This window comes from Arcicella sp. (assembly GCF_964672035.1).
This window is the reverse complement of the sequence record NZ_CBABQS010000067.1, coordinates 1-26900: the sequence shown is the minus strand read 5'-3', so window position 1 is coordinate 26900 and position 26900 is coordinate 1. Positions and strand designations below refer to the sequence as shown.

Annotated in this window: 19 protein-coding genes; 14 read left to right on the top strand and 5 right to left on the bottom strand. The window is 37.7% G+C overall.

Annotation, left to right across the window (positions count from 1 at the left end):
• The first annotated feature begins 90 nt into the window (after positions 1-90).
• Positions 91-801, top strand: a complete 711-nt coding sequence (locus AC1W31_RS15875) for an SDR family oxidoreductase (protein WP_481735464.1) — start codon at positions 91-93, stop codon at positions 799-801.
• Positions 802-918: 117 nt separating this feature from the next.
• Here AC1W31_RS15875 and AC1W31_RS15870 read toward each other — a convergent pair whose 3' ends face one another.
• Positions 919-1851: a hypothetical protein gene (locus AC1W31_RS15870; RefSeq protein WP_481735463.1), complete on the bottom strand. Its 933-nt coding sequence runs from the start codon at positions 1849-1851 to the stop codon at positions 919-921.
• A gap of 252 nt (positions 1852-2103) precedes the next feature.
• Here AC1W31_RS15870 and AC1W31_RS15865 point away from each other — a divergent pair, with 252 nt between their 5' ends.
• The 4 genes from AC1W31_RS15865 to AC1W31_RS15850 all read left to right on the top strand — a co-directional run bounded on the left by AC1W31_RS15865 (position 2104) and on the right by AC1W31_RS15850 (position 8644).
• Positions 2104-2643, top strand: a complete 540-nt coding sequence (locus tag AC1W31_RS15865) for a gluconate 2-dehydrogenase subunit 3 family protein (RefSeq protein ID WP_481735462.1) — start codon at positions 2104-2106, stop codon at positions 2641-2643.
• Between the two features lie 168 nt (positions 2644-2811).
• On the top strand, positions 2812-4539 hold the full coding sequence (locus AC1W31_RS15860) for a GMC oxidoreductase (protein WP_481735461.1): 1728 nt from the start codon (positions 2812-2814) through the stop codon (positions 4537-4539).
• A 255-nt stretch (positions 4540-4794) separates the two neighbouring features.
• Entirely contained in the window at positions 4795-7764 is a 2970-nt protein-coding gene (locus AC1W31_RS15855) for a DUF1508 domain-containing protein (RefSeq protein ID WP_481735460.1), read from the top strand.
• Positions 7765-8011: 247 nt separating this feature from the next.
• Positions 8012-8644, top strand: coding sequence for an NAD(P)H-dependent oxidoreductase (locus AC1W31_RS15850; RefSeq protein WP_481735459.1), 633 nt, complete (start codon positions 8012-8014; stop codon positions 8642-8644).
• 240 nt (positions 8645-8884) lie between these two features.
• On the opposite strand, the gene AC1W31_RS15845 is transcribed toward AC1W31_RS15850, so the two are convergent.
• The gene (locus AC1W31_RS15845; RefSeq protein WP_481735458.1) at positions 8885-9658 is read right to left on the bottom strand and encodes a CDP-alcohol phosphatidyltransferase family protein; all 774 of its coding nucleotides are present in this window, start codon (positions 9656-9658) and stop codon (positions 8885-8887) included.
• A gap of 135 nt (positions 9659-9793) precedes the next feature.
• On the opposite strand from AC1W31_RS15845, the gene AC1W31_RS15840 reads away from it, so the two are divergent.
• The gene (locus AC1W31_RS15840) at positions 9794-11680 is read left to right on the top strand and encodes a CocE/NonD family hydrolase (RefSeq protein ID WP_481735457.1); all 1887 of its coding nucleotides are present in this window, start codon (positions 9794-9796) and stop codon (positions 11678-11680) included.
• A gap of 87 nt (positions 11681-11767) precedes the next feature.
• Positions 11768-13252, top strand: coding sequence for a D-alanyl-D-alanine carboxypeptidase/D-alanyl-D-alanine endopeptidase (gene dacB, locus AC1W31_RS15835; RefSeq protein ID WP_481735456.1), 1485 nt, complete (start codon positions 11768-11770; stop codon positions 13250-13252).
• A gap of 212 nt (positions 13253-13464) precedes the next feature.
• Here the strand turns inward: dacB and AC1W31_RS15830 are convergent, their stop codons facing one another.
• Positions 13465-14286 carry a hypothetical protein gene (locus AC1W31_RS15830; protein WP_481735455.1) on the bottom strand — a complete coding sequence of 274 codons (822 nt, stop codon included), beginning with the start codon at positions 14284-14286 and terminating at the stop codon, positions 13465-13467.
• A 351-nt stretch (positions 14287-14637) separates the two neighbouring features.
• On the opposite strand from AC1W31_RS15830, the gene AC1W31_RS15825 reads away from it, so the two are divergent.
• Positions 14638-15378 carry a tyrosine-protein phosphatase gene (locus AC1W31_RS15825; RefSeq protein WP_481735454.1) on the top strand — a complete coding sequence of 247 codons (741 nt, stop codon included), beginning with the start codon at positions 14638-14640 and terminating at the stop codon, positions 15376-15378.
• Between the two features lie 256 nt (positions 15379-15634).
• Here the strand turns inward: AC1W31_RS15825 and AC1W31_RS15820 are convergent, their stop codons facing one another.
• Together AC1W31_RS15820 and AC1W31_RS15815 are read right to left on the bottom strand one after the other, a co-directional pair.
• A complete protein-coding gene (locus AC1W31_RS15820) occupies positions 15635-16396 on the bottom strand; it encodes a phosphoglycerol geranylgeranyltransferase (protein WP_481735453.1) in 762 nt (253 codons plus the stop codon).
• A gap of 292 nt (positions 16397-16688) precedes the next feature.
• Positions 16689-17696 (bottom strand): hypothetical protein, encoded by a 1008-nt coding sequence (locus AC1W31_RS15815; protein ID WP_481735452.1) that lies wholly within the window; start codon positions 17694-17696, stop codon positions 16689-16691.
• An 84-nt stretch (positions 17697-17780) separates the two neighbouring features.
• Between AC1W31_RS15815 and AC1W31_RS15810 the strand changes: the two genes are divergently transcribed.
• The 6 genes from AC1W31_RS15810 to AC1W31_RS15785 form a co-directional block, all read left to right on the top strand.
• On the top strand, positions 17781-19271 hold the full coding sequence (locus AC1W31_RS15810) for a tetratricopeptide repeat protein (protein ID WP_481735451.1): 1491 nt from the start codon (positions 17781-17783) through the stop codon (positions 19269-19271).
• Between the two features lie 125 nt (positions 19272-19396).
• Positions 19397-20110: a hypothetical protein gene (locus tag AC1W31_RS15805; RefSeq protein ID WP_481735450.1), complete on the top strand. Its 714-nt coding sequence runs from the start codon at positions 19397-19399 to the stop codon at positions 20108-20110.
• Positions 20111-20190: 80 nt separating this feature from the next.
• Positions 20191-21774, top strand: coding sequence for a hypothetical protein (locus AC1W31_RS15800; RefSeq protein ID WP_481735449.1), 1584 nt, complete (start codon positions 20191-20193; stop codon positions 21772-21774).
• A gap of 136 nt (positions 21775-21910) precedes the next feature.
• Positions 21911-23572 (top strand): capsule assembly Wzi family protein, encoded by a 1662-nt coding sequence (locus AC1W31_RS15795; RefSeq protein ID WP_481735448.1) that lies wholly within the window; start codon positions 21911-21913, stop codon positions 23570-23572.
• Between the two features lie 210 nt (positions 23573-23782).
• The gene (locus AC1W31_RS15790; protein WP_481735447.1) at positions 23783-24595 is read left to right on the top strand and encodes a polysaccharide biosynthesis/export family protein; all 813 of its coding nucleotides are present in this window, start codon (positions 23783-23785) and stop codon (positions 24593-24595) included.
• Positions 24596-24636: 41 nt separating this feature from the next.
• On the top strand, positions 24637-26900 hold a 2264-nt coding region (locus tag AC1W31_RS15785; protein WP_481735446.1), incomplete at its 3' end, for a GumC family protein.

Sequence of the window (26900 nt, the reverse complement as noted above, 5' to 3'; positions counted from 1 at the left end):
GATTTTCCAATTTCAAACCTAAAGAAACTATTTTTACCATCCTTGAGTTGAATGATAAAGTAAATATACTTAATAAAACCTAAATTCATCATGTCAGAAATTATAAAAACTGCTCTCATCACAGGAGGTTCAAAAGGAATTGGCTACGGCGTTGCGGAGGCACTTATCAAAGACGGAATTCGTGTGGCGGTAACTTCACGTACCCAAGCAAATGCCGACGAAGCGGCAGCGGAATTGAACAAAATCAAGGCAGGATATGCCATCGGGATTGAATCTGATGTTAGAAATTTGGCTTCGCAGGAAAAAGCCGTTCAAACGATTTTATCGAATTGGGGACGTTTGGATTATGTAATTGCCAATGCGGGTGTTGGGTATATGGCTCCAATTCAGACCCTTACGTCTGAGCAATGGCAAGAAACAATTGACATCAACCTCACGGGAACTTTCAACTCAATTAAAGCGGCTTACGAATCTTTGAAAGAATCAAAAGGCTATTTTATCACGATTTCGAGTTTGGCGGGAACAAATTTCTTTGCGAACGGAGGAGCGTATAATGCCTCTAAATTTGGTGTAGTGGGCTTTTCTCAGGCAATTATGATTGATTTAAGAAAAGACGGAATCAAAGTTACGACCATTATGCCAGGGTCAGTTGCCACAGAATTTGGCGGACATACACCTTCAGACAAAGATGCTTGGAAAATTCAACCAGAGGATATTGGGCAAATCGTTTCTGATTTAATCAAAATGCCCGCAAGAACTTTGCCGAGTAAAGTAGAAGTTCGTCCGAGTATGCCAGCGTAAAACCTTTGATCTAAATATTTCTATGGAGAACTTCCCGAAAGTTATTTCTACTTTCGGGAAGTTTCCCAAAGAAATATTTTCTACTTAAAAACTACTAATTACTTAATTAACACGCTACTAATTATAAATAAAATTAACCAAATAAAACACCTTCTTTTTCTTCCTTTCTTCCGAAGCAATACTCAAAGTAATTAAATCTTTATCCGTCGAAGCGCTGTAATTATTATCCGTATTATTTTGCTCAGTCCAACTGCGTACTAAAACCTGCAATTGCTTTTTCGCTTGTTCAAAATAGTGTTTTGCTTCCTCCTCACTTTCCGACTCAAAAATGGTAGTTTTATAATTTGAAGTGCTTCCTCCATTATCCTGCAAAATCATTCCCAATTTTCCAGAAACCAATTCAAAAGAAGTCTTGAAACGTTCCTGTCCAACCGATTTATCTTTTTTGTCTTTCTTGATTTTTTCGCCCGTAATACTTTTGAAATTTTCCGATTTTGAAGCCGTCAATGCTTTGAATTGCTTAGAAAGCTGCGGGTCAATTTTAGCTTCTACCGCACTTGGAATCGTAATGGTCTTTTGAATTTTGTACTTTCCAGCCTGACCTGCATCCATTGAAGTGGCCAATAAAGTGTAAGTTCCCGTGGTCGGGGCAACGTAAAAAAACTTATTGTAACTTGCTCCTGAATAAGGTTTTGAGTCGTAACTATTTTCTTGTTTATTAACCGGTGTTTTTAGTCCCAACATAACCCTAAAGTTATCCGAAGAATGCTCCAATGTCAATTCTTCTCCTGCGTGTAAGAACAATTTATACGTATCATAAAATCGTTTTTCTCCATTTTGAGCGGAGAATTTATCTTTTCCCGTTAAACTTGCTTCTACTTGGTCTTGGGCCTGTTGCATTCCGCCATTCAACTTATTCCTATTTAATATTTCAGTTGAATCTACTACGACAATTTTAGTTTTAGGAGTCTTCTTGGAGGGTTTCTTTTTCTGGGCGTGTGTCGCAAAACATAGCACAAGGCACAATAAGGTTAATAATCTAACTTTCATTTGTTTGTTTATTTGTGAAATTTCTTGCAAGAAGGCACAGAAAAATAATTTCACCAAATAAAATTTGGAAGATTTTGTTTACGGTAATATAATTTACCAAAATTATGGTTAAAATCATGACAGAATACTGTAAAATAGTTCAATTTTTTACAATATAAGTGTAATTTTACGGTTAAATTTATGAGTATTCAAAAGCAGCTTTTTGGGTGTTTTTGAATGACTAAACGTTAAAATATAAACAAAAATAAATACATGAAAAGAAGAGACGCAATTGCCAGAGTCGCATTACTCATCGGCGGAACGTTATCTGCGGGTACTTTAGCCACCGTTTTGGAAGGCTGTAAATCTGGCGGAAGTTCGACTGCGGGCAGTAATTTTGCGATTACTCCACAACACGGCGAAATGATTGCAGAAATTGCAGAAATGATTTTACCAAAAACTTCTACTCCAGGGGCAAAAGAAGCCAAAGTTCCTGAATTTATTCAATTCATGCTGAAAGAATGTTATAAAGAAGAACAACAAAAATCATTCTTTGCAGGCTTGGATAAATTGAACGATGGAGCAAAAGGAGATTTTATGAAAGCACCTGCCGAAGAAAAATTAGCCTTATTAAAAGCCGAAGATGCTGCCAAAGAAAAATCTGATTTCTGGAAAACAATGAAAGATTTGACCATTTTAGGTTATTTTACTTCTGAACCAGGTGCCACCAAAGCCGCTGAATATTTGGAAGTACCAGGTAAATATGAAGGTATAAAATTACAAAAAGGTCAGAAAGTTTGGGCAATGAGTTAATTTTAGTTTTAAAGTTAAAGAGTCATAACGTTAAACAGTTACACTCAACTTTACGGTAAACTTTAATTCATCTCATTCAATTCAATTTAAAAAATAACAGTTTTGTAGCTTTCGGATTAAAAATAACTTTTTAACGCTCTAACTACATAACTTTTCAACTCCCTTAAAATGGAAATTACAGGAACAGGAACAAAAGCAAATACCTACGATGCCATCGTTGTAGGCTCTGGAATATCAGGCGGTTGGGCTGCCAAAGAATTATGTGAAAAAGGCATGAAAGTGATCATGCTTGAACGTGGACGTGATATTAAACACGTGACCGATTATACAAACGCCACTAAAAACCCTTGGGATTTTCCCCACCGTGGTCGTGTTGATAGCAAAACTGCCGAAGAATATTTTATCAATATTCGTACTGGTTATACCGCCAATGAGCAGTGGAGAAACCATTTTGAAAATGATAAATTAAACCCAATCATTGAGAAAAAACCAATCGACTGGATTCGTGGCTATCACGTTGGGGGACGTTCACTAATGTGGGGTCGTCAATCATACCGTTGGAACGAAAAAGATTTTGAAGCTAACGCTAAAGAAGGCGTTGGTACTGATTGGCCCATTCGTTACAAAGATATTGCTCCTTGGTACGACCACGCAGAGAAATTTGCGGGTATCAGCGGTAATAAAGATGGGATTGATGTTTTGCCACACGGCGACCATTATTTACCAGCAATGAACATGAACGCTTTGGAAAAAGATATGAAGAAGCGTATCGAAAAAGAATTTCCAAGTCGTCATTTCATCATGGGACGTACCGCTCACTTAACGGGAGAATCGAAAGTTGCTTATGATTTAGGTCGTGCTCAATGCCAATTCCGTAACCGTTGTATGATGGGTTGTCCTTACGGTGGATATTTTTCGACACAATCTTCAACGCTTCCTGCGGCGGTGAAAACGGGTAATTTGACGCTTCGTCCCGATGCAATCGTTCAGGAAGTAATCTATGACGATAAATTAGGAAAAGCCATTGGTGTAAGAATTGTTGACCAAAACACCTTGGAATCAATTGAGTATTTTGCCAAAGTTATCTTCTTGAATGCCTCTGCTTTTGGTAGCACGGGTATCATGTTGAACTCAAAATCTCAACGTCATCCCAACGGTTTAGGGAATGAATCTGACCAATTGGGACGTAACATCATGGATCACCATTTAGGCGTTGGTGCTTCGGGTGAATTTGAAGGATTGGAAGATGAATATTACTATGGTCGCCGTGCTAATGGTATTTATATTCCACGTTACCGCAACTGGGGAACCGACAAACGTGACTATAACCGTGGATTTGGCTATCAAGGAAGTGCTTCTCGTGAAGAATGGGGACGTGGTGCAGGACAAGAAGGTATTGGTGCAGATTTCAAAGATTCATTGAGCTATCCAGGAAAATGGACGTTCGGAATGATGGGCTTCGGTGAGGTTTTGCCAAATCCAGAAAACCGTATGTATCTTGACGAAACCCAGAAAGATAAATGGGGAATGCCCTTGTTTGTTTTTGATGCAGAATACAAAGAAAACGAAAAGAAAATGCGTATCGACATGAAAAACGATGCCGCTGAAATGTTAGAGCGTGCAGGTTTGAAAAATGTTAGTTCGTATGATGATAATACCAAACACTTAGGAATTGGTATTCACGAAATGGGAACGGCTCGGATGGGTACTGAGGCTAAAAACTCTTGTTTGAACAAAAATAATCAAGTTTGGGGAGCAGAAAACGTGTTTGTAACTGATGGTGCGGCAATGGCTTCGGCTTCGTGTGTGAACCCATCATTAACGTATATGGCTTTAACGGCTCGTGCGGCTGATTTTGCCGTTAATGCCTTGAAAAAAGGGGAGTTGAAAGCGTAAATTGAGTAAAATAAAATTTGAAAGGGTAAGAAATAAAATTTTCTTGCCCTTTTTTCTTGTCCAATAAATTTCATCCTTTTTCACCTTCTCTCATCTTTTACTAATTTCGCTGATGAAAACTACCATTTACTGAAAAAGTACTATAAAAACGACTAAAAACTATATTTTTTCTAATAATCCTTTGAAAATGAGAACCTTATCGTTATTTTGGACGTGAATTTACAAACCACCCCGTACCTTCCTAAAAAACGTCCAATGAAATTCTTAGTTACTCAGCAAGAGGACTCATCGTTCTCGTTTACGCTTCTCGATAACGATTCACATATCGTTTTGTCAAGCTTCCCATTCAACACTCGTGATGCCTGTATTGAAGCAATTCGTGGGCTGACCCAAGCCTTGCCCAATCGAGCAAATTTTGAAATTACCTCCGAAAATGGACCGTCCTTTTTCAACGTAATTTCAGCGGGAGAAATAGTAGGAACGAGTACCACGTTTTTATCTTTTGCCGAGGCTAATGAAGCAGCTGATCGTTTGAGTACGGATAGTACTGATGAACCACAATATTCGGTGGAGGTACATACTTTTTCTGCTTCAAAAGGAACAACCGCCCGTGAAAGAGTCTTGTTGCCAAGTTTGGGTGAGATTGATGTTGCTTCACGCTACGATTTAGATTATCCTTCACCAAAAGGAACGCTTGGATTTGAATCATTTAATCGAAAAGACAAAAATGCCTCCTATTTTCATTTCAACGATGCCAATGGACAAGCACTTCTTTTTAGTCGTGGATTTGAGGGTAATTCAAAACGGGAAAAAAGAATTCGTCAGGTTATTGCGGCATCGGGAAAAAACCAGCGCTACGAAGTAATTGAAGAAGGAGGTCGTTTTTATTTTATCATAAAAGAAAAAAATAATTTTGAAATTGCTCGTAGTAGGTCATTCGCTACTCGTGAAGAGGCAGAGGTGCAAGTGACTTTTGTTCAAACTAATTGTCCTACGTATGCGTTAGCATTTCCTGAACCAGCCAAGCGTAAAAGCATCAACCAATATAATTTTGAGATAATCACTAATTTTATTTCGGAAGGATTTGAAGCAGTGAAAGGGGAGGATAAACAATTTTATTTTGTGGTAAAAAATGCGATTGGAAATCCTATTTTGTATTCTCAAGGTTATGGTTCAGCTACCCCAAGAGATAACGGAATTAGAACTGTTATTAAAAATGGCGTGGATGAATCCAAATATGAAAAGTCTGAAAAAAATGGCGATTATTCATTCATTTTGAGGGCAGGGAATCGCCAGGAAGTTGCCAAAAGTCCATCATTTGCAACGGTAGCGGAAAGAGATATTGCCATGAATTGGTTAGTAGAAAATATGAGTTCGTATGCGGAACGATACGGCGTTATCTATGATACGAAGGATATAATTACGGAGAATACCGAAACTTTTACCATAGATATACCTGCCCCAGTTGAGGCAAAGACAGTTACAGAACCAACCCAAAATCTAACTACAAGGCAAATTGACAGCTATTTACCTTGCGATGCTTACGGTGGGCATTTAGATTCTCCCGCTGAAAATTTTAGAATTTTTCAAAATTTGGAAAATACTGAGCATTATTTTACCATGCTTAGCACAACAGGGAAAGTTGTTTTCAGAAGTGAAGGATATCCAACCACCGCAGCCCGAAACAATGGATTAGCATCCGTTCAGAAAAATTGTTTGCTTAGAAAACGATACAGTATTTTGGAAGAAGATGGGAAATATGTCGTGCTTTTGAAAGCAGGAAACCATCAAGAAATTGCCAGAAGTTGCCCTTATGACACTGCAGATGGTGTGTATGGATTATTCCCATTCATGGCGACTGGTTCAACGGCGGCGCTTTCATTTGAGGATACTCCTAATGCATCCGTCGTGGCAGAAGTTTCAAAAGCGGGAAATAATATGGACGAGTATTTACCTTGTGATGCTTATGCAGGACATTCTGATTCTCCAGCCGAAGGAATTCGTACTTTCTCGAATGACGGAATGTATTATTTTTCAGTTTTAGACAAAAATGGCGATGTGAGTATGCGTAGTGAAAGTTATCCTACGACCGCTGCAAGAGATAATGGCGTGGCATCAGTTTTGAAAAATCGTGATAATAAAGACCGATACGCAGAAATTGAAGAGGATGGCGTTCATTATGTCATTTTGAAAGCGGGTAATCATCAAGAAATTGCCAGAAGTTGTCCTTCAAATACTAAAATTGGATTGTTAGGTTTCTGGCCATTAGTCGGATTGGCAGGTTTGGGCGGACTTGGTTTTGCGGGGGCATCCGCTGCGGCAGCCATTCCAGAGATAAAAGTTGCGCCTTCAGTGGTGGAAGTTCCGACAGTAGTGCCTCCAGTGGTGGATATTCCACCCATAACTACTCCTTCAGTAGCAGAAATGCCAAAAGTTGCTCCTTCAGCTTACGCAGATCCAGAAGCCGTTGCCATAGCGGGCGGTTTACCAAAATGGTTGTTGCCTTTATTGGGATTGGCTTTATTAGGGTCATTACTTTGGTGGTTAATGAGAGGTTGTAAAACGGAAACACCGATTGCAGCCGTTGAAACGCCAGTGATGGTTGATACGGCAAAAAAAGCAGAAGTTGCAACTACGTCCTTCCCTCCAGTGGCAGCCGTTGCGGGGGAACAAATGGATGGATTTGCACCGGTGATTTTATATTTTGATAACGGTGAACCCAATAAAAATAGTAAAGCCGTTTCAACGAACCAGACTTACACACAAGCATACAACAAATATGAAAGCAGAAAGTCTAAATTCTCATCGGAACAAGATACACCAGAAGCCAAAACGGCCATGTTAGATTTCTTTGATAATGAGGTTAAAAAAGGACACGATGATTTGACGGTTTTAGCGGATAACATCGCAAAACAGCTTGCGGAAGGTCATAAAGCGAATATTACGGTGAAAGGTTTTGCGAGTCCATTAGCTCAAAATGATTACAACATTAATTTGACTAAAAGACGTATCAGTAGCATTCGTAATTTCTTGGCCAATCACGATGGCGGAAAATTGAAAGGAATGATGGATAAAATATCAATCACTGAACAAGCCAATGGCGAAACTTCTGCCGCATCGGGCTTGAATGATGATGAGAAAAATACGAAACTTTCAATTTATGATTTAGCCCCTTCAAAAGAACGTCGGGTTGAAATTGTGGATGTTCGTTTTGTGAAAAAATAAATATAAAAATTTTCAAAAAAGAGGCTTTCTTTAATGAGATGGCCTCTTTTTTGTGTTTTGAAAATTTGGTATTGATAAGTACTAATTATTTCATTACGAGAAAATTAAACGGTTCTTTGCTGAAAAAGAAAAATTATTTATTCCAAAGCCCGCTAAAAATAAAAATTGTTTGGAACTAAAATAGGGATGTCTTGTTATTAATGTATATACATTAACTGTAATTACATTAATTTAATAAAAATATAATATGAACTTAATTGACCAATTAAACTGGCGTTACGCTACGAAGAGGATGATAACGGATAAAGTTGTTCCTCAAGCCAAAATTGATACCATTATTGAGGCAATTCGCCTTGCTGCTTCATCTTACGGTTTACAACCTTATGAATTGATTGTGGTAAAAGACAAAGAAACGTTGGCACAAATCCAACCTTTGGCGTACAATCAACCTCAAATTGGCGAAGCGAGTGCTTTAATTGTATTTGCTACTTGGGACAAAATTACGCAAGAAAGAATTGACGCTTTCTTTACTGCTATTTCCACACAAAGAGGCATTCCTGCGGAAGCATTGGCTGGTTACAAAGCGATGGTAGAAGGTTCAATGTTGCCAATGGAAGAAGCAACGGCATCCGCTTGGATGGCTCGTCAGGCTTACATTGGTTTAGGAACGGGTTTAACTGCCGCTGCTATGGAAGAAGTTGATACTTGTGCGATGGAAGGTTTTACCCCAGCGGCTTTAGACGAATATTTGAATTTATCGGCAAAAGGCTTAAAAAGTGTTGTGGTTTTGGCCGTTGGATATCGTGATGAAGAAAATGACCCAACTTCAAAAATGAAAAAAGTTAGAAAATCTATCAATGATTTCGTAACCGTTTTGTAAAATAGGAAAAGGGGCTAATTATGTAAAATTGCCCCTTTTCTATTTTTTTAAAATACCCAATACTATTTCTCTCCGAAAAACGGTGCCATTCAATCATTGGTCGCTGTCCGACATTTTTTGTATCCCCTCAATTGAACACCTTGAATGAATGCAATTCGTTCCTACTTGGGTTTTGTATCAATTTCATCTACTTTCCCCAAGTCTTCAGTCCTAACATCACGTTGAAGCGAATTCCCAAAACTAAACCCTTAAAAACACTTTACGAATTCCAATCAACACTAAAATAAATACAGTATATACGATGAAAAAGGGAATAATATATGCTATCAAATGCAGAGGTAACATAATCGCAATTATTAATAGCTGAAAACCTAATCCGTAAATTGATAAGAGAGTCATAAACCAATTTGGAAATGTCTTTGCTTTGTAGGCTTCACGGTCTAAATAGTGAATAGTTCTGTCAAATATGGCGTAAAAAAATGTGTAAAGATTAAAGAGAATATCAACCGAAATTTGGTTTTCTTGTGGGAAAGCTTTAGGAGATTTATACTCAAAAATCTTACTCGTGGAATCCGCCCCAACCGATTTATTTCTTAAAATGACGTAATAATAATTGTAGAGCGTTCCTTGCAGTTGAATACCAATGAACGCCAGAATCGTAAACCAAAATGATGTTTTTGTTGTGTAAGAAATAGTCACCAAAAAGCAAAAATTTAGAATGATGTCAAAAACGCTATCCAAATATCTACCCGTATAAGAGGGCGTATTTTTGATCCTGGCCAATTCTCCATCGGCAGCGTCAATGATAGATTTTAAGATAATAAAAAAGCCTGCATAAAAATAATAGCCATTGAGTATGCAGTAAATCGCTATTAAACCAGAAATTCCAAACAATAAAGTAACGTGGATTGGCGTAAATCTTGTGTTTTTTAATTGGTTAGCAAAGACCGTGGCGAAAGGTCTACCATAGTCAGACAAATCAAAAAATTTATCTTCAGCAGCAAGTTTTGACATGGATGGTAATCTTAACAGTAGGGGACAATATAGTCAGCCCGCAAATATACGTGTTATTTGTATTTTACCCAAAGATTATCATATTGTTAAACCATACTTTATATCTTTGTATTTTACCAATCAAATCAACAAAACATGAAAAAATTATCTATTTTACTCATTTTAACGTTCATATTTTTCTCCACAAAAGCCCAAATGTTATCCGTTGCGCAGCAGGATTCCGCTTTTATTCGTGAAAATTATACTAAAACACAAGTCCAAATCGCCATGCGTGATGGCGTAAAATTATTTGCCAATGTTTATACGCCAAAAGACGCTTCGCCCACCAATCAGTATCCGATTGTGATGCAACGCACTTGTTATGATGTAGCGCCTTATGGCAAAGATGAATATCCAAAAATGTTGTACTACTCACGGTATATGATGCGTGAAAAATTTATTTTCGTGAATCAAGATGTACGGGGCCGTTGGATGTCGGAAGGCGTTTGGACAAATATGACTCCTCAAATACCCAATAAAACCAAAAATACGGACATTGATGAATCTTCGGATACGTATGATACGATTGATTGGTTGGTGAAAAATCTGCCCAATAACAATGGAAAAGTGGGTCAATATGGCATTTCTTATCCAGGATTTTACACGGTTGCGGGCGCATTAAGCGGACATCCTGCCCTGAAAGCCTCTTCGCCACAAGCGCCCGTTTCCGATTTTTTCTTTGAAGATTTTCACCATAATGGCGCATTTACGATAGGATACGGATTGACTTTCCCCGTTTTTGGCGTGCAACATCCAAAGCCAACGCCAGATTCTTGGTATGATGATAAATACCCTAAAATCAATACGTCGGATGGTTTTGAATGGTATAAAACAATGACTCCTCTAAAAAATTTTACAAAAATTTATGGGGATAATTTCTTTTGGCAAGAGCATCTTGAACACCCAAACTATGATGAATTTTGGCAAAAACGTAGCATCATCCCGCATTTGAAAAATATCAAAAATATTCCTGCCATCATGACCGTAGGTGGTTGGTTTGATGCCGAAGATATCACTGGACCCTTGGCGGTGTACAAAAACATTGAAAAAAATAATACGAACAACTACAATACAATCGTAATGGGGCCTTTCGGACATGGCGATTGGGCTCGTGAAAATGGACATCATTTCCATTCAAATATTTATTTTGGGGATAGTATTGCCACGTACTTTCAAAAAAATATGGAGTTGAAATTTTTTAAACACTTTTTGAAAGGAACGGGAGATGGAAAATCTGGTTTACCCGAAGCATTTTTGTTTGATACGGGCAAAAAAGAATGGCGTGAATTTTCGGAATATCCTGCTAAGACCGCTCAAAAAGTTGATTTTTACCTAAATCCAAACGGGAAAATCAATCGGGGAACCATGGCGAAAGGATTTTCGGAATACGTTTCAGACCCCGCAAAACCAGTACCTTATACCGAAGACCCAAAAGCAATTTTAGGATTTTCTCCCCGTAATTATATGAGTGAAGACCAACGTTTTGCGGGCAGAAGGAGTGATGTCTTGGTTTTTGAAACGGATGTTTTGACGAGTGAAATGACTTTGGGCGGTGAAATTAAAGTAAACCTGAAAATTTCCACCACGGGAACGGATGCCGATTTTTTTGTAAAACTGATTGACGTTTATCCTGGTAATGAACCAAATAGTCCTTATACACCCAAGAATATTACGTTGGGCGGGTATCAGCAAATGGTGCGCAGTGAAGTAATGCGATCACGTTTTAGAAAATCTTTTGTCAAGCCCGAACCTTTAATTGCCAATCAAAAAACCGACGTTAATTTCCGTTTGCAAGATGTATTGCATACCTTCAAAAAAGGGCATAAAATAATGATTCAGGTACAATCGACGGCTTTTCCATTGTTTGATATTAACCCTCAGAAATACGTTGAGAATATTTATAAAGCCAACGAAGTGGATTTTATCAAAGCTACGCAACGGGTTTATGGCGACAGTAAAGTAACCGTTGAGGTTTTGAAATAAGTGAATTTATTTACCATTAAGTCACGAAGGCGTTAAGAAATTATTTTTTATCTTAGCGCCTTTATGGCAAAATCTAATCTTTTAGAAATGAAATTATTACTAATTACACTCTTTAAAATCTTTATTTTTCAAACGCAATCGACTGATTCATTGATAGTTGACCTGAAAAAAGACAACATTCAACGAAAAATAGATTCTTTAGTACATTCGCCTTTTCTCGAAAATGGTTTTGTGGGAATTAGCATAAAATCGGTCAATTCTGATAAAAATATTGTTGAATTTAATGCGAAGAAAAGCCTTTCGCCTGCCTCAACCCTCAAGTTGATTTCTTCGGCAACGGCTTTAGTGGCATTGGGAGAAGATTTCAAATATTCCACTATTTTAGAATATAGCGGGCAAATACAAGATTCTGTCCTCCTTGGAAATATTATCATGAGAGGTTCGGGTGACCCTTCTTTGGGTTCTTGGCGGTTTAAAAATCAGCCCGATTATAAACAATTAACCGAATATTGGGCGAAAAAAATCAAAGACTTGGGCATCAAAGAAATTAGGGGAACAATCTTCGGCGATGGTAGTTTTTTTGATGAAAATGTGATTCCAGATTGTTGGATTTGGGGGGATACGGGCAATTATTACGGAGCGGGTTCCTGTGGACTGAATATGAACGAAAATTTGTATTATGCCACCTTTAATCCCGCAAATTATATGGAATCGGCTTCGTTGGTAAAGACTTCTCCAGACTTGCCCTATTATCAGAAAATCAATCGGGTTTTAACGGATAAAGCAGGCACGGGCGACCAAGTAAATATTTATTCAACGCCTTATCAAGACGTGTTGATTATGCAAGGTTTTGTGCCGAAAGGAAGTAGTTTTTCTGTAAAAGGCTCAATTCCAGACCCTGCGCTATTTTCTGCCTATTATCTGCATAAGAAATTATTGGAAAATGGCATTAATGTTTTAGAAACGCCTCTGTCATATTTAGAAGCAGATAAGAAGAATATTCACTACGAAAAACCTTTAAAAACTACGGCAATCGATACATTATTTTCTCCATTATTGCGAGACCTTGCCCGTGAATGTAATGTTGAAAGCATCAATTTATACGCAGAAACTTTTTTGAAAACGCCCGCTGTTTTAATGAATTTAGGGAGTTCAACGGAAGAAGCGATAAAAGTATTAAAGCAAATCTGGCAAACAAAAGGCGTGAAATTAAATGGCTTAAAAATCAAAGATGGCAGTGGACTGTCACCTTCAAATGGCATCACACCCGATAATATGACGGATGTGTTGAAAGCCATGTTTTTGGAAAAATCTTTCGATGCTTTTTATGAATCTATTCCCTTGGTTGGGGTTTCTGGAACGGTGTTAAGTTTAGCAAAAAAATCAAAAGCAGTGGGTAATGTGAGAGCAAAAAGTGGCTCAATTGATGGTGTGAGGGCTTATGCCGGATACTTTACCGCCCGAAATGGTGAAATGATGTGTTTTTCAATGATGTTAAATAAATACAATGCAGAATTTGGTTCTGCCACCAAAGAATTAGAAAAATTGATAATTTTGATGGTGGAATTGTAATCCTCAAAGTATTTTCCTGAAAGGTTAAATCTGTAACGGAGTTATTTCGGGAAAGGAACGCCTCAATAATATTCAGCTTAAACGCATTTAAATATTAGAGAGAGTTCTTTTGAAAACGCATCCAACGCACTCATTTGGCAGTCTTTTAAGCTCCTGAGTCGGTCGAGTGTTTGGTAAAAAAACTTGCGAAGGTTTATGACCAAACACCAATTTTACAAATATCGACTACTTTTTATATAGTTTTTCTGAGTCGGTTGAATTTTGTAAGATACCGTTAAACCCAAATAACCCCACGCATCGTACCAAGTATTGTCGGGAATCATATCTAATTTCAAACCACCTTTATAAATCGAAGAATTATCACCCCCAACCGTTGCATCCAATTTATCAGTTAAGGTATTATTAATTCTAAAATCTGCCCCAATTTCTAATGTATTGCCAAATCGTTGCGTTAATTTCAAGCCAAAAGGAATGTTGAAAGCCATATCTTTATGAGTATTTAAACTACTTAGTCCGACCACAGAATCGTAACTCGTATCTCTTACTAATAGGTTTGTAGTTAAATCATAAACGCTGGAGTGATAGAAGGTCAGACCTACGCCAAGATAAGGAAGGATTTTGAATCGACTTGAGACATTAAAAAACCCATAAAATAAGTCTGCATCAACGCTAAAATTAATTTGGGCTATGTCAGCCTTGAAATATTCATGATAATAGCTACTTCCTGTATCGTGAAGTTTAGTAAAATCTCCATCGAGCGTGGCGGTAAATGTGTTATTGATTCGCTTGCTAACAAATCCACCCATCGTGACGCCATTTTTGAAATTAGGATTAAAGAAGGAAAAAAAACGGTAATGTGAACTTAAATCACCCAAAAAATAATTGCTCCCAACTTTAATTCCTATCGACCAATCATCAATCAAAACCTTAGAATTGTTCTGACTAAAAGAATTTGTGGGGACGGAAAAAATAATTTCAAAAAGCAAAAATAATTTTAAAAATAAACGTCGTGGTTGAATGAATTTTTGTAACATACGTTGTAAATACAATGGGCTATATTGTTTTTAAGGTAGTGGATAGTTTATCCAAAAAATTTTTCAAATTTTGTGCCATTTGCATGAACATTTCGTTTAAATAGCGCATAGAAACGTCTAATTTTGTCAAATGAAAAATATGCTTTTAAGCTGAATCGTTAAACAGATGAATTATCCTACTTATCCAAGAGCTCCCAATGTATTTAAAAGAATCTTTCGCAAAATGGCAAATCCAAATTGATAAATGACCTATTTTACATCTCTCTAAAATAATTTAGCGTTGTTTTTCGATAAAAAGGAATTCATCTTACTTATTTTAGCGTATTTTTTGACCCATAAACCTTAGTAGCTATGTTATCATTTTTTAGCAATTTATCTTCCAAAACGACCAACGATTTCTCTTTTATTGGTACCGATATTCATTCACATTTGATCCCAAATATTGATGACGGGTGCACTAATTTGGAAAATTCACTGATGTGCATTGAAAACTTGAAAGCCATGGGTTTCAACAAGATAGTTACCACGCCACACATCATGGCGGGGGTGTATCCAAATACACCGGAAATAATAAATGAAGGGCTGAAAATCCTCAGAATAGCGTTGCAGGAAAGAAATATAGCGATTGAAATTGAGGCGGCGGCTGAATATAAAGTGGATGAATTATTCATGGAATATCTGGAGGCCGATAATCTTTTGACTTTCGGGGATAATTATGTCCTCATTGAATTATCATTTGTAGCACCCCCCGTAAATTTGGAAGAAGTAATCTTTACCATGCGAACCAAAGGGTACAAACCGATTTTGGCGCACCCTGAACGATACCGATATTGGAACGACAAATTTCATCAACTCGAACACCTCAGCGCACTCGGTTGTTTATTACAACTCAATTTGATGTCCTTAGTGGGGCAATACGGCACGCCAGCCAAAACAGTAGCCCATAAATTATTGGGCAAGAACATGATTGATTTTTTAGGGACTGATTTGCATCGCTTTGAAGACATTCATACGTTACAAAAGCTGTTAAAATCAAAAGATGAATTTAAAAAGATTTCTCAGTTAACACCACTTAATAAATCAGTCACGTAAAGCAGTCGTATCCATAGCGTATCCCACTCAGTTCCCACCCAATTCCCACCTAATTCCCACCCAGTCCATGCAGACCCGTCCAAATAAACCGCTTTTGAGTGGCGGTTGATTTTCGCCATTTCCAAGGCGTACTTTTGTATAAGTAGCAGGTAGTAATCAGGTAGCAGTAGGAAAGTACTCAAAATAATCATGATCAATAACTGGTAGAATGTTTTTTACGGACAACTGATAACTTAATTTTACGGCCTACTTAAATTCAATGGGTCGCCACTGGTTGTGTCAGGTTGAATGAACGTACCAAACCGCCAATTTTATCAATTAAATTCACGTCTTTTTCGATGCCATGACCCACCACAATAATATCGGCTCCCGCTTCGAGGGCATCGCCTGCTTTTTCAATCGTATCTATGCCACCACCAACCAAAATGGGCAAATCTACCTGCGCCCTCACCGCTCGAATCATCGCAAAAGGAACGGCATTCATCGCCCCACTACCCGCATCCATAAAAATCAATTTCATGCCTAACATCTCCGCCGCCATGGCCGTACAAACCGCTATTTGAGGCTTATTGCTGGGAATGGGCGTTGTATTTGAGATGTACGAAACCGTCGTTTGCTTACCTCCGTCAATCAACATATAGCCCGTCGGTAATATTTCAAGGGTACTTTTCCTTAAAATAGGGGCCGAAATCACGTGCTGCCCAATGAGAAAATCGGCATTTCTTCCCGAAATCAAAGACAAATACAAAATGCCATCCGCCGTTAAATCAATGTGCGCAAAACTCCCAGGAAAAAGGATAACAGGAATGATTGAGTGGTTTTTGATGCGTTTAATTATTTGAGCCGTCAGATTTTCGGTAATAAGGCTACCGCCAATAAAAAAATAGGTGACTTGATTTTTAATACTTTTATCAATCAATATTTCTAAATCGAGAAGGTTAATTTTGTCGGGGTCAAGTAAAACAGCAAACCCTTTCGTATGTGTTTGTTGTAACTGTTTGATGTGTTTGTGAATCATTTTATCATTTAAAACTACTATAAAATTCGTCTAAACTTCCATATCATTAATCCTATTGCCCCAAAGTAAATGATAAAAATTGGTTTCCTGCGTTAATTTCTGAACAATAATTTTCTAAACAGGTAAAATGAGCAACATTCTGTCAGGGAATGATCTGCAATTTGTCGCAGCATATAATTAAATCACAGGTTTTATGGATGAAACAAATTTACGGGGAAAAATTAAAGAAAAATTTGTTAAATCTGTGTCATCCGTGGTCCAATTTTTTTGCGACAAATTACCGAAAAGATAATTAACTCGGGGTAGTTTGCCCCTTTTTCAAACGTAAAAACACCAAGGTGCCAATGAAAACGGGCAATAAAATATTAATAATCCATAGCGTAAAAGTGGAGGCAATCACGATGGAAGGATCTATGTGGTAAAATTCAAATAAATAGAGCGAAGTCATGCTTCGGATGCCTAAATCCGAAAGAAAGGAGACACTCGGAATAATCGTCTTGACAAAAAATACCAAGAAAATGATCATCATTAAAACAACCATGGGCAACTCAATTCGAAAAATTAATAAAATGATTAAGAATTGGAGGGAAAAAATTAAATAACGTGCAACCGACAAAGCAAAAACTTGAAATATTTCCGCATGCGAGTATGATTTTAGGACAATCAGAAAAGGCTTTGAAGAGGCTAACCATGAAAAATTATCGAAAAGGGAATCAATATTTTTTCGATAATAAAGTAAAATAATACCAACAAAAATACCCAAAAGACACAAACCGAAAATAACGTATTCGAGGGTTGAAATTGTAGAAAATACATTGATCATAAAATAAGCCAATCCCAAACTGCCAAAGATTAGCGAAATATACGTTTGAATACCTCCACCCAATAAAACGGCTCCCGTACTTTTTTTGCGGTTTTCATTTTTGATTAACACCATTTTTCCCGCTAAATCGCCCAAATCTGCTTGCGAAATAAACCCAAATGACAACCCAATCAATACACTCTTAAAAGCATCTTTAAACGAAACGGTTTCCACTTGATTCGCCAAAATTTGCCATTTTTTGGCCTCAAAGCCCCAATTGAAAAAACTCATCAAAAAAACCAGTAAAAAGAGCAACAAATTTTCCAACGAAAGCACCCGTTTCAAATGAAAATGAATAAATCCAACATCAACCTGACGCTTTTCAAAGATTGAATACACAAAATAGATGACGGCACAAAAAATTAGCCATTTGAAGTATATCCACATACGTTCAAACTCAAAATTTAATAAACCAATATTCTTTGGGTTAAAACGCATATTTGCTTAGTTTGCGAATAATAATTTTTATTCGGGTGTAAATTTGTGAAGATTTATGCTAAAAACACCAAGACCTGATTTATTATGATCAAAAAGCTTGTCATCACTTTGTATGTATCTTTAATTGTGGCCAATCAAACACGTGCCAATGATTTTGAATGGACACCCCAAATTCAAAAAGCCTACACCGAAATAAGTGCCATAAAACTGGAAAAAGGCCGTAATATTTTAAGACAATGCCCGACAAAAAGTGCTTTTGTGCCTTATTTAGAAAGTTTGGCCGAGATGATTGAAATGGGTATTTTAGAAAATAAAAGTAAGTACGAAAATTTTATTGAACAACAAGAGCAACGCATAAATACCCTTGAAAAACTGGACGAAAATTCGCCTTACCGCAATTTTTTGATCGCTGAAATCCATCTGCATACCGCTTTTATCCAACTCAAATACGGCCACGAAATAAAAGGAGCGAATCAAGTAATCAAAGCCTACCGAATCTTAACCAAAAATGCCAGTCGCTTTCCGTTATTTCTGCCCCAACAAAAACCCTTGGGAATCCTCCACATCGTGATTGGTTCAATGCCCAAAAAATACCAATGGATTACCAATTTACTCGGCATTAAAGGCAATGTGAGGCAAGGAATTCAAGAATTGGAAAATGTAGTACAGCACGATAGCGTCTTTGCGGACGAAGCCGAAATGTTTCAATACATCCTTTCTACTTACATCATCGCCAACCTCGGCGATAAATCGAAGGCCTTGATTGCTTTTGTCCAGAAACATCCGCAGAACCTGGCGATTACTTTTATCGGTACTTCTTTACTGATTAAAATGGGCAAAAGTGAAACGGCCTTAAATTTGATCAAAAAACGGCCCGTTTCTCCCGAATATTTATCCGTCCCTTTCTTTGATTATTTTTTGGGAGAAATCTATTTGCAAAAAGGAAAATACGCCGAAGCGTCTAATGCGTATCAGGATTTTATTAGAAATCAACGGGGGTTCAACTTTTTGAAGGAAGCAAATTATAAAATTTTTCTTTGCCATGATTTGAATAACGAAGGCAAAATCGATACCAAATATTTGTATAATGCGTTGAAAGTGGGCGAAACCATCGTTGAACCCGACAAAATAGCCTTGAAAGCGACTCAACAAATTTTGAAGACCAATACGTCTATTTCTCCCACGGAAAAAAAACTAAAAAAAATACAATTAGCCACCGAAGGCGGATATTATCAAGAAGGATTAGCACTTTTAGAGAAAATGGACGAATCTTCAATGCCCAAATTGAAAGATCGAGTTGAAAAAATCTATCGGGAAGGTCGAATCTATCATTTAATGGGCAACACGGAAACGGCAATGGTGAAGTATGAAAAAGTATTATTGCTTTCACCCGTGCAACCCGTATGGTCTTATCTCCCAAGAAGTTGCCTTTACATCGGCAACATTAAACAACTTCAAAATGATAAGAAAAAAGCAATTTATTTTTATAAAAAAACGCTCGAATATGAAGATTACGAAGGCAGCAATGGCGTTGAGATAAAAGCCAAGGCGGGACTAAATGAATTGCAACAATAAAATTTTATCAAGAATTGCTATAATTATAAACACAAATATGACCGTTTGATAAGTTTAGGTTTTTTATTTCAACTTGTTTAACTAATATTGTACTACTAACACATTCATAATATTTAACATTTTAGATGACTAAATTTTACCTTTTAACCATCTTTCTGTTTGTCAAAACTTTAAGTGGGTTCGCTAATTCTCTAATTACCGCAGATTCAACCTTAATTAATCCACCAAATGCTTCTTTCTCAATGGTGGGAGGCATAACCGGGCTTGGATTAGAATTAAGTTATTTGATTTTGCCTGCCCATCGCTTATATTTTCGAGGAGGAACTTCATACATTGGCTATGCCAAACTTTACAATTTTGAGTATAATACCCGTTCATTCATTAAAATTGACCCCGCTTTGCGCTTAGGCTTGGTTTACGCTGGGATTGACTATTTGCCGTTTAAAAAGAGTTCATTCTACGCTACCGTGGGTGTCGGTTATACGTACAACGTCAAGACTGCGGTGATCGCCTACACCGATACGGGTTTGGACATCAGTGGCACATTCATTTCAGCGGAAGATTTTGGTAAGATTAATTTTGAAATTAAATGGAATAAAGTTGTGCCGTTTATCGGGATTGGCATCGGTCGAGCAGTTCCCAAAAAAAGAGTGGGCCTGAGCGCCGAGTTGGGAACTTATTACATCGGAAGTCCTAAATTATCCATGGAATATACGGGAATTTTAGAAATTACCAACATTGACGAAGCCTTACCCAAAATTGAAAAAAATATGGCCGGCTACGCATTTTTGCCTTATTTGATGGTAAAACTAAAATACGGAATTCATGCTGGAAAATAATAAATAAAATTAATTCATACATTTAACGTCATTAACTCGTTTGCTTATTCAGGTACTTTAATAATCCTTACCGCCAAAATATGAATTATCTAAAATACTGCCTTATTTTCTTATCCATGGGTTTGGGCATATACGCCTGCAAAAATCCGTTAGAAGATATTGTTATTTCGATAAAAGACCCCATTGCAAGTTCGGCAATCAAAATTTATTATGTAAATGCCAACAATGCCGATACGGCAAGAATACCCAAAAACCTGAAAATTACCTTCCTCGGAAAAGATGCGGGTAAAGTGGTCAACTCCGTCGGTACTTCAAAAATCAGCGTCAGTAAAGATGGTTTATTGGGAATCGCCATCTCCCCCGATTATTTAACTCGTCCCGTCAAATTTACCATTGTGGCAGAAGCGGAGGGTTTTTTGCCGAGTATCGAAGAAATTGAAATGACGGGTTCGGGCAACATTGAACGAACTTCCCGCATGTTCAAACCGAAGAATTTGCCCGCTGGCATAAGTATTGGCGTAGGAACGGTTCAATCTGGTAGTAATAGTTCATCCAGCATTACCATTACCACCGATGGAAAAAAGGAACAAGCCCAATTAATGATTCCCACGGGATTGACTACCTATGATAAAAATGGACAAGCCATTGGGGGAACGTTAAGTTTCCAGCTTAATTATTACGAGGTATCGGCCAAAAACTACGTACCATCCAGTTATACCTTTTATAACGCCATCGGCTTAGACAATAAAGTACTGAAACCATTTGATTTTAATGCCTTCGGTTTCTTTTCCTTAAAAATCGTTAACGATAAATTTGAGCAAGTGGCCAATTTTTCAAAACCCGTTGAATTATCGGTTGAAATTAGCGAGAACTATTTGCGAATAAACGGCAATAAATTGAAAGCGGGTGAAAAAATTCCGTTCTGGGGCTATCTCAACGGCACGTGGAAAATGCTTGCCGAACCATTATTGGAGCGAAACGAAAAAGGAAAATTAGCCGTAAAAATTGCCATTTCCGATGCCACGTATTATGCTTTTGGCGAGATGATTGAAATTTGCGAAAAAGGACCAATCTTTACGGTTTCCAGTAAATTGGCTGGAATGGACACTTACTATTACGCAAAATTATTGGATGCCACTACGCTCGTACAAACGGGAGCGTTCTTTATGAGTTTAAATAACGCTGCGGTCTATAATCTATCGGGACAAAGACCTTATAAAAATAAAGTAGTCATGCACCTATTCAATTACAATAATCAGTACGGGGGCGATTTGAATAACAATCCAATTTTTAAATCTGAACCGTTTGACATTTGTGTAGAAAAAAAGATTACGGTGGACGCAAACGCCTTGCCCGAACCCAAATCCGTGACCTTAGAAATTACCATTAAATGTCCCGAAGGAAAAATATTGGATGAATCTCAATTTCCTGCGGCCATGCAATTACAGTATCAACTAAGTGGCACCAATAATAATTGGACTGATTTATTAACCTTAACCAGGACAGTCAGAAAAATTAAAACGTATAAATTGAACTTCGGTAAAAAATATAATTTAAGAGCAACCACCAATCCAGCGCAGGGTTGGCCCTTTTTGCAAAGGGATACCACCATCCGACAAGATTATTTTCTTTTAAAGTTGGATGGACAGGGTTATTGCAAATAATTAATGATTTAACAGATAAATAATTAGGATTATGCATTCAAGCGGTGCTAATTTTACTTAATATTTTTTTTTAACATTTAAGGATAGTATTCGTCAAATTTATTCACAGCACATCAAAATCTTAATTTTCTATTGAATGAATATTTCTTGGAAATTACTTATTTTTGGCATTTTATCAATGGTTATAATGACCATCAAGGCAAATGCGCAAGCTGTTTATGAACCAACCTATAGAACCGTTTATGGGTATTTAGCAAGGTTAGCCCAAAAGGGAGTTCTTGAGTTAGATGATGTGGTACTGCCTTTATCAAGAGTGTATATATCTAACAAATTAGACATACTCAGTTATCAATCAGGAATTTTAACGCCGCTTGAAAAAAAAGAATTAGATTTTTACCGCAAAGAATATACCATTGAAAGAAATATTGAGAAAAACGTTGAGGGGGCGTATCTCTCGCAAATTCCCTACACAAGTGCTTTGAAGACCCAAAGTAACGATAGATTTAGGTGGGGAGTGTATCAGGATAATCAGTTTTCGATGAATTTTCAACCCATAGGTGGTTATGAACTTGAAAGCCGAAATGATGGTTCTGTTAATCAACACACCTGGCGTGGATTATTGGTGAATGGGTATGTAGGAAAATATGTCGGATATAGTTTTGACTTTAGAGACAATACCGAACAAGGTACTACCATTGATAGAACCAAGAAGTTTTCTCCCGTAACGGGGATTATTTTTACGGGGGGTGGCGATAATAGCATCGAATACAACGATACCAAAGGAACCGTATCAGTCGGAGGGAAAATGGCGACTTTTACCATCGGAAAAGACTATATGCCCGTAGGGTATGGAGAAGGGGGGAAATTGATTATCTCCCAAAAAGCACCTTCATTTCCACTGATTCGATTAGACGTTAAACCCGTAAAATGGTTCAGTTTTAACTACGCACACATTTGGCTAAATTCAGATATTATTGACTCAAGTAGTTTTCACCCTACATCCCCGCAAACAGGAAATCAATTTGCTTATCGTTCAAAATACATGGCAATTCATTCCCTCACATTTCTACCAATCAAAGGGTTGAGCATCATGTTAGGTGAGTCTGCCATTTATAATGATAACGTTGACTTTGGTTATTTGATACCCGTTATTTTTTATCGCTCTTTTGATCATTATAAAGGGGGCATCAAAAATAATTCAATCTCAAACTCCCAAATATTTTTTCAGGTGAGTTCCAGAAATCATATTCCGAAAACCCACATGTATGCGAGTTTTTTTGTGGATGAAGCTCGAATTTCAGATATTACGGATGGTGCGCACGCCAAAAATCAAACGGCTTATACCGTCGGACTATCCATTGCTGACTTTCCTTTTAACAATATTTCGCTAACCGCTGAATATACCAAGGTTCGACCATTTGCGTACGAGAATTACGTGCCTGCCCAAACGTACACGAGTGAAGATTATAACTTAGGCCATTGGATTGGCACCAATGCCGACCAATTATACCTCAGTGCTTTATGGCGATTAAAAAGAGGACTGCATTGGAAAACCACCTTTAGTGCGGTACGAAAAGGCAGCAAAGGAACCGCCCTGCAACAACGAGAAGCCGAAGGGTTCCCATTTTTATTTGGCGATGTGCAATCCAAAACTGATTTTAGTTCCATCCTAACGTATGAACTAATTCATGATTTATTTTTCAAAACGGGTTATACCTCCTCCGAATACGTAGGCGTAAATAATCTGAATAGTTATTCCTACAAAGGGTTTACTTTTGGCTTTAACTGTGGGTTTTAGATAGTTGATAATTGACAATTAATAAGTAAAAGAGCAAATTAATTGATATGGTAAATGTTAACAAATCGTAGGGGCGTATCGTATACGCCCTATGTGGAGGACATTTTAACCATTTGGGCGTATGCGATACGAAACAAACAAAATATTCCAAAAACTCATAATTTATAACTCAACACTTATAATTAATTATTCGCATTATTTTAAAATTTTATGAACATTAAAAAAATTATAAATCTTGCTATGACTTGTGCTGCTTTTGGGACAATCCTAACATCATGCACAACTACCAAACAAACGATATATTTTCAAGGCGATACCGCCAGTTATATATCCATGAAACCCATTCTACCCAAATCAGTGCGAGTACAGCCCGAAGATATTTTGGGCATTACCGTCAGTAGCTTGAGTGAAGAAGCCAATAAAATGTTTGAACTGCCCATTTCAACGGGTTTACATTATACCATCTACCCGGGTACGGTGGGCGGAGGAATGGGGCTTCAACCACTGGGGTATCAAGTAGATTCCTTGGGATTAATTGAAATTCCTTTGGTCGGAAGAGTGAAAGTGTCTAACCTAACCAACTCCGAAGTGGCCGATACGTTACGTAAAAAATTGAATGTGTATTTGAAAGAACCCTCCGTCAACGTGCGGATTTTAAACCATAAATTCACCATACTCGGGGAGATTACTCGGCCTGCCACGTACAGTATTTTGGACAACCGTACTTCGCTACCCGAAGCCATTGGGATGGCGGGCGATTTGACCATTTACGGAAGACGTGAGAATGTGATGATTATTCGCCAAGAAAATAATAAACGGGAGCAAGTACGGGTCAATTTATTATCGAGAGACATCCTAAATTCACCCTATTACTACTTGAGAAATGGGGACATTATTTACATCGAACCCTCAAGAGTGAAAGCAACCTATAATGACCGAACGTACCAACTGTTACCCATCGTGACCAGTATCGTAGGTGCCGTAGTAGCAGTAGGTGCATTAATCATTAATTTATCAAGATAAGTTAATCTACACAAAAACAATCCTTAAAATTAACATTATTTATGGCTCAAGATAATAGCTTTTTATTTGATACGGAAGAAGAAAACATTGATTTACGTAGTATTGCCTATCGGTACATCCGAAACTGGTACTTATTCGTGATATTCCTAACAATGGCATTCATTGGTGCTTTTTTTTACTTATTATATACCCGTCCTGTGTACGAAGTATCCTCCGTGGTACTGATTAAAGACGATAAAAAAGGATTGGGAAGTAACGATTTTTTGAAGGATTTGGAGATGATGGGCGGCAATAAAATTGTCGAAAATGAGATGGAAGTTTTCAAATCACGCTCTTTGATGAAAAAGGTCGTGGAGTCTTTACGCTTGAATGTGATTTATACCCAAAGTGCGCAACCCATTGATGTGGATTTGTACGGGAAATCACCAATTTGGATGCAAGTGGAACAAATCACCGATCCCGTTTACAAGAAGAAATTTACCATCCAATTATTAGACCGTTCAAAATTTGAATTGTTAATGGAAGATAAATCCATCGGAAATTTTACTTTTGGACAAGCCATTACGCAACCCAAATTGGGCAAATTTAGAGTGTTCCTAAACAACAATGCCTTTCAATACAGCGAAGAAATCAATGTCCAATTCGCCAATGTGGACGGAATTATTCAAGGTAATCTTGGCCGACTGGATGTTTCCTTATTGAATCAGAAAAGTACGGTGCTTAAATTATCGTACCAAGAAACTTCTCCCAACAGAGGGAAGGATATTTTGAAAAAACTGCACGAAGAGTATATTTTGGCCTCTTTGGGCGATAAAAATACCGAAGCCAGTAATACGCTACGATTTATTGACGAACGACTAAGACTGATATCTTCCGAATTAACGGTGGTGGAAAAAGATGTGGAGGTCTATAAAAGTGCCGCTGGTTTTACGGACATTAGTTCGGAATCCAATTTATTTTTGGAGAAAGTAAAAGAGACCGATAGCAAATTGAACGAAGTGGATATTCAAGTGAAAGTTTTGGAAGGCGTGGAAAAATTTCTCAATACCCCCGGTTCAAATGTATCTTCGGTTACTTCCATGATCAACGACCCCAGTCTTTCGCTGTTGATTAATAAGTTATCCGAATTGGAGTTGCAACGAGAAAAATATGCTCGCACCGTGCAAGCGGGTAATCCGCTTTTAGAAACCGTCAATACGCAAGTGGCGAACACCAAATCGGCCATTCGTGAAAATATCAACAACCAGAAAAAAAGCCTAATCATTTCCCGAACCAATTTAGCCTCGCTCAACCGTAGTATTGAAGCTTCCATTCGTAGTATCCCCAAAAAGGAACGTGAATTTGTGAGCATCAAACGCCAACAGGGTATTAAAGAAAGTTTGTATCTATTGCTCTTGCAAAAGAAGGAAGAAACCGCCATTTCCTACGCTTCCACCGTTTCGGATAGTCGTTTGATTGATGAGGCATTTGTGAGTCCTTCACCCATTAAACCATTACCCAATATTGTGTATTTAATTGCTTTATTGATTGGGTTGGGTGTACCCATTGTCATTATCAACGTCAAAGCTTTATTAAATAACAAAATTACGTCAAGGGCGGAATTAGAGCAGAAAACCAATAGCATTCCCGTTTTGGGGGAAGTGGGCGATAAACCCAAAAGCATTGCGGGACCCCTTTTGGATACAAAAAGTAACAATTTTATTGCGGAGCAATTCAGAATTTTGCGAACCAATTTGCAGTATTTGATTCAAGGGCAAAAAGCTTGCAAAAAAATATTGGTTACCTCCTCCATTTCGGGCGAAGGCAAAAGTTTTATCTCCATGAATTTAGCGGCTTCTTTAGCCAGTGCGGGACAAAAAGTGGTCTTGGTAAATTTGGACATTCGTAAACCTAAACTGCACGAATACTTGAAATTATCCAATAACAAAGGAATCGTTAATTATTTGATTGGACAGGGAAAAGCTACTGATTTTGTGCAGACCACCCCCGTAGAAAATATGTATTTTGTGGCCAGTGGCCCAATTCCACCGAACCCCGCTGAATTATTGAGCAGTACCAAATTGCGGGAATTTATTGCTGAATTAGAAAATGATTATCAGTATATTCTCATTGACTGTTCGCCCAATGGTTTGGTAACGGATGCGCAATTAGCGGCGCCTTTGGTAGATGCCACCGTGTTCATTGTGCGCCACGAATATACACCGCAGGGAGCGATGTTACCCTTAGCCAATTTATACAAAGAGAAAAAATTTCCATCCTTAACCGTTATTTATAATGGCGTAAAAGGAAGTTCGAGTTATGGCTA